General features: G+C 54.5%; 1 protein-coding gene and 3 pseudogenes. 1 reads left to right on the forward strand and 3 read right to left on the reverse strand.

Features of this window, described 5'->3' with window-relative positions; translation table 11 throughout:
* Positions 1-513: 513 nt before the first annotated feature.
* From ATN38_RS00250 to ATN38_RS00260, 3 genes and pseudogenes are all read right to left on the reverse strand, one after another.
* Complete coding sequence (locus ATN38_RS00250; protein ID WP_080656786.1) at positions 514-954, reverse strand: hypothetical protein; 441 nt, start codon at positions 952-954, stop codon at positions 514-516.
* 910 nt (positions 955-1,864) lie between these two features.
* Positions 1,865-2,176 (reverse strand): annotated as a pseudogene (locus tag ATN38_RS00255) (transposase); the annotation flags it as partial.
* 222 nt (positions 2,177-2,398) lie between these two features.
* Positions 2,399-2,551 (reverse strand): annotated as a pseudogene (locus tag ATN38_RS00260) (ATP-binding protein); the annotation flags it as partial.
* 145 nt (positions 2,552-2,696) lie between these two features.
* Here ATN38_RS00260 and ATN38_RS00265 point away from each other — a divergent pair.
* Positions 2,697-3,309 (forward strand): annotated as a pseudogene (locus ATN38_RS00265) (site-specific integrase); the annotation flags it as partial.

The following is a 3,309-nucleotide window of genomic DNA, read 5'->3' on the forward strand; positions in this document are numbered from 1 at the left end:
GTCGTCGTAGTCCACTATCGTGAGCACGGGCGTACCTTCCCGCCAGCGTTGGCGCGCTGGACTTGATCAGAATCCTGTTCGTGTACAGATCATCATCCGGGAAGGTGCGTCCTCCCGGGATCCACAGCTTTCGATCATTCCTCTGTCGAAAGACGACTTTCGTTGGATCCATGTGGGGTCGGGCTCGCCGAGCTCGTTTGCTCTCCGTTGTGCAGAGAGTAGTGCAAAATTATCTGCCGCCGTGTAGTCGAAATTGTGCCTACCGGTAGGGCCGCCAACTGGGACGACTAAGGCTTGATGTTGTCGTCGAAATTTTGCAGCATCCGGTTGTTTTAACAAGTAGGTGACCGCGGCTAGAACGCTCGGGTTGGGAGTTAGTGGGCTCTTCATGCGTAAGCTCCTCTCAAGGCTGAACCGTTCGTAAATCAGGCACAAGGAGATAGTTGAGGATGGTGGCAATCTAGATTTCTCTATATTCCAGTGTTTTTATGCTTTAAGGGTTGGTGAAATCGTTCATGGAGTGAATTGGGCCTTTGGGTTTGATGCAAGGAACCGTTCAGAGTTTCGCAATCTTGCAGCCATTGTTTCCAGTAAGTCCTGGGAATTGTGCGACAATCCATTTGCATTCACTAGTAGCTCTCGAACGGCCGGGTCATATAATTTGGCGACAATTTTCTCGTCGTCGACCGAACCTTTATGCTCGACCTCATTGAGGAGTCGGCCTGATGGAGATTTTATAGAGTCGATTTCTGGCGCGAAGCTGGGATTGTCGATCGTATTGTGCAGGTGACAATTTGAAAGACTGCCTTCAATAATATGAATGTACGAAAGGATCATCTTAAATCCGTTCACGCGCACTGAATTCGAAGTTTTTGAATTTGCCAGGTATTGAAAAGTATCGTCAAGTGCAACCAGGAATTGACTTTTTATAGCCGTTTCAGGGGGATATTCCATCTAAACGCCTTCCTTGCGTTGGAATCTGATATTGGACCCAAATCCCGTGTCTGGTCTTAAGGCACCAAGGCTTCTGAACTTTCTGAATTGGAAGCCGACCAATAAATTGGTGAATACATACCGCCGTGTCAGCATTCTTACATGTTTCGCCGCCATGGTGTCGCGAGTTGATTGTTCCGCACTGGAAAAAATGCCAGTTCAACAGGTATGAAGCGGCCATCCGGGCAGGATCCGGACCGGATGGTCATGTGACTACACGAGTTTCGAAGCGCCATATTTTGTCACGAAATACCCATGGGTGCGGCTCGGAGCAAGTAAAGAGATCATTGTTCATGCCGATCCATTCGCCTAGGTGCAGGGGGAGGAACGGACGTTAGTTGCGCGATGCCGCACCGCGTAAGTCACGGCGAATTTTCTTAGTGAGAGCGGAAAGAATCACGACTCCGGAAAGTGGAATCCAGCAGTATCCCGTCTGCGTCCGAGTTGGTCCGTCACATCCGAATGCAGATTAGTAGCAGAAAAAGACGATTGGCGAACCGCTTAGGCCGGCGTGCGCGACGGTCTCCCCGCAACCCTCGTAGTAATCCGGCTCTTCGGGAACCAGAATGCGTGAGGTCGATCCGGCGATGAGCTGTTTAGATACAAGATGTGGAGGCAGCTTGAAACCATCGGTCAGATGTGGTTTCAGTTAGAGCTGCGCGAGATACGCCCGATCGTCGATTTCGAGAGGTCGGTCTTCTCGGCCATCGACGTCCGAAACCAGTGCGTAGCATGCGGCGGCGATTGTTCGAGAGCAGTTGAAACCGTTCACCGTCGGCGGTACGAACTCAGGTTCGGAATGCTCTTCGGGCATCATCCTCGTATCGTAAGGGACTGCACCCACTTCAGTTGACACGTGGGGTTGATAGCTTCAAGCCGCGTAAAAAGCCTGGTTGATTGTCTCAAACTCGATCGGGGTGAGCTTCCCGAGGCGCCGTTGCCGACGTTTGCGATGGTACGTTTTCTCGATCCAGGTCACGATCGCGAGCCGCAACTGTTCTTGAGTCGACCACCGTTGACGGTCGAGGACGTTCTTCTGCAACATTGAGAAGAAGGATTCCATGGCGGCATTGCCACCGCATGCCCCGACCCTACCCATGGAACCTTGTAAACCGTTGTCGGACAACACATGAACGAATTTCCTCGACCGAAATTAGCTACCCCGATCGGAATGTACGATCGTTCCGGCCCGCCCCGTACTCGTCGGGGCTGAGGTAGCCGAGTCGCTATTGGATGCGGGTGGTGTTCCACCATCGCAGGTAATCAGTGAGCCCCTCGTGAAACTCGTCGAGAGTGTCGGGTTTCTGGACGGGAGAACCATTCCTCCTTGAGATGGCTGAAGATGTCAACGTCGGATGAAAAGTGATCGGTGATCGTCGGACGAAAATTCACCACTTGGCTTTGATTAGTCCCTGTTGGATCGGTTCTTGGTCAGAAGTTCTCGGCGGGATCGGGTGCGGTAGGAGTCGCCGCTGAGGGTGAGTACTTCGGCGTGGTGGACGAGTCGGTCGATCATCGCTGCGGCGACGACGTCGTCGGAAAATGTTTCGCCCCATCGATCTGGGGTTGGCACTTGTTCGTCTCCGTGGAAACCCGCAGCTCGCTGGGACTTCAGCATGTTTTCGCGTTTCAGCCTTCTTCAAGCTGTGAGCGGTCTATATTAGGTGCTGCCTTAACCGTTCAGGTGTGAAGAAGGTGTGCTGATGACAGAAGGTCTGCGGCTGATCCCGGGCAACGTCGTTCCGATAGAGTCGATCGAGTCAGATCCTGTTGTGTTCCAACGTAACTGCGTGGACGCCTTCGTCGCATCCTGGCGTGCTCGGGGCTTCAGCCCAGTCACTATCGACAACGACATCGGGCTACTCGAGCGGACGCTGACGGCGCTGGGACGGCCTGCGTGGGAAGTCACCGCCGAGGACATCGACCGAGTCGTTGGCAGCCTCGCAGTCGCGGGCCGTGCTCCGTCGACTCGGCGGGAGTATGTGCAGATCTTCAAGGGATTCCACTGGTTCCTCCAGGTCCGCAAGGCAGCCGAGATCGAGGCTGTGTTCGGGGTGAAGCTGGTCTGTCCGGTGGATGAGTTCAACGCCTCCCGCCATGTCGGCGACGATTCGCCGGCGCTGGTGCAGCCTCCGACTCCGGAGCGCGTGCGGGAGTTCTTCGAGTTCATGAAGGCGCGCATCGTCACGGCCCGAAAATATGGGCCGGCAGCTCGGGACTACGCGCTGTTCCGGACGCTCTATCATGCCGGACTGCGCTCGGAAGAGGCTGCGCTGCTCGACCTTCCGGATGTGCATTTCGATCGTGGTCCGTTCG

The organism is Rhodococcus sp. FH8 (assembly GCF_019266085.1).
GTDB classification, from domain to species: Bacteria; Actinomycetota; Actinomycetes; order Mycobacteriales; family Mycobacteriaceae; genus Rhodococcus_F; species Rhodococcus_F qingshengii.

Excerpts from the sequence above, each read along its gene's own strand:
- ATN38_RS00250 (WP_080656786.1), bottom strand. The coding sequence starts at position 954 with ATGGAATATCCCCCTGAAACGGCTATAAAAAGTCAATTCCTGGTTGCA.